The sequence below is a fragment of the Weissella sp. DD23 genome (assembly GCF_001579105.1).
Classification (GTDB): Bacteria; Bacillota; Bacilli; order Lactobacillales; family Lactobacillaceae; genus Weissella; species Weissella cibaria.
In genome coordinates this window covers 174,398-176,575 of record NZ_KQ970392.1, presented here as the reverse complement: position 1 = coordinate 176,575, position 2,178 = coordinate 174,398, and the positions used below count along the sequence as shown (strand labels likewise).

Genomic DNA, 2,178 nt, shown 5'->3' with positions numbered 1-2,178 from the left:
CAGCATTGCGCACCTTGCGGCAGAACGTTTCATTTCCCGTGTTGCAGTACTCACAGTTTCCACAAGCATCATAGAACCAAGCAATTGACACGCGATCGCCCAACTTCAAGTAATCTGATGCCCCTTCACCAAGCTTCGTCACGATTCCAACCCCTTCGTGCCCAATGACACGACGGAATTCGCGTGGGTTAATCTCATTTGGATTACCGAAATCACCATTGGCGACGTGCAAGTCGGTGTGGCAAAGACCACTGTATTCTACATCAACCAATGCCTCACCAAATCCTAAGGCACGGGGTTGCCAATCATCAATCAAATCTACAAATCCATCTGGCGTTTCACGAACAACTGCTGCTTTCATGTCTAATCTCCTCGTGTTAACAATGACCATTTGTTCTTTTCTTCACAAACATTATTATAACCGAGTCGCTCTCTTTTGCAAGCGCTTTCTTGAAATCTAATCAAGAACTTTTTGTGCGTTTTTATAAATCGGAACCCCAAAAAAGCGCCCTCCCAAATGGCGGACGCTTCACTTCTTTTAAGTTAGTCTAATGCAATAATTTTCTCTGCACTAAAGGCATAAATAAACCGACGTGGCATTGGCTTCCCCATCGCCACCAGTGCCTGTGCATAAACGTTCAATTGGCCTGAATAACGTTGCGTGAGTGTTTCAGCTGCCGTTTCAGGTGTTACCCGATCGGTCTTGTAATCGAACAACCACACCTCATCATCAACTTGGAAATAGCCATCAATAATACCGTGAATCAAAACTTTTTCTGATCCTTGGAAATCCTTGTATAGACGATCTGCATCGAGCAACAGCGAGAACTGCACTTCACGTTGCAAAGAGTCCGCATGGGCGACCATTTGCTTACCTAAGGGCGAATTCGTGAAGAAACGTTCAATCTTAGACAACGAAATCAGATGGGCCACCTTATCCTCGATTAACTCTTGGTCAACCAAATCGGCCACCAATGCGCGCAAGTCAGCCTGAGATGGCGCTCCTGCCGATAGATCAACACGTTGCATAACCAAGTGCGTTGCCGTTCCAATCGCAGCCGATGAAATACGCGTTTCCGCTTCTTGCATAAAGGTCGGCTCCGGTAACGTTTCATCCGTAAACCGCAATCCTGCAAATTCATCCGCTTGAATACGCCCATCCACTAAGCCACGGCCAGCTGCTAAATCTGGATCTTCAAATAAACGTTTAATTTCTGAAACTGACTGGTACGCTGTGGCACGTGTTGCCTCATCAAACTGATAATCAAATTGCAACACCGACCGCCAATCATTGACGATGCCATCCGGCGTGGCACCGGTCTTTTCTGACGTCGCTTCAGACAGCGGCATCGCTTGATAAGCATCAACCAATGCCCGTAAATCGGCCCCATTCACGATTTCTAGCCCAAAATTGAACGGTTGCTTCGGTGCTTTCGTCCGAATCTCACCGAAATCAATGACATCCTTATCATCGTAAGCTGTCAGCACACTTGCCAGTTCAGGCGCCTTGGGATGGCGCATCAAGGCCATCCCCATCAAATCCATAAACGACTTTCCTTCAAGGCGGGCCCACTCTGGCAACATCCATTCCGTGCCGGCTTCAGCTAACGACCACTTATCCCATAGGGCTTTCACACTGTCATACGCCCCCACCATAAACAAGTGTTGTTCAGCACGCGTTAACGCAACATAGAGCACCCGCAATTGTTCGGCGAACGCACCACGAACGCGCGCTTGTTTAACAAATTCGCGTTGTGGCGTTGGTAACTTGAGGTGGTGATCCAAATCAATGTAATCCATCCCAGCCCCGGCTTCAGCATCAAGCAGAATGTCACCCATCGTTTCTCGCTGACTAATCATGCGCCGGGTACTATTCAGGACAAATACAATCGGAAACTCCAACCCCTTCGAGTGGTGAATCGTCATCAATGAGACGCTATCACTCGCCACATTCGCATCCGCTTCACCGAGGTCTTTGTCCTGACTTTGTAGCTGCGTCACATAATTAATAAACTGATACAAACCGACGAAACTGCTCTTTTGGTAAGCAGCTGCTCGTTCATACAATGCATGCAGATTAGCTTGCCGTTGCGGACCAGATGGCAATCCACCGACGTAATCCAGCCACCCTGTTGTGTTATAAATCTGCCACAGCAAATCCACAATTTGGTTTTGAAC

At 47.8% G+C, this 2,178-nt stretch carries 2 protein-coding genes; both read right to left on the bottom strand.

Features of this window, described 5'->3' with window-relative positions; all coding sequences use genetic code 11:
- On the bottom strand, window positions 1-361 hold a 361-nt coding region (locus tag WEIDD23_RS05135), incomplete at its 3' end, for an alcohol dehydrogenase catalytic domain-containing protein (RefSeq protein WP_156469580.1).
- Window positions 362-543: 182 nt separating this feature from the next.
- Window positions 544-2,178, bottom strand: a 1,635-nt coding sequence (locus tag WEIDD23_RS05130) for a 3'-5' exonuclease (RefSeq protein WP_197458820.1), incomplete at its 5' end; no start/stop codon positions are given.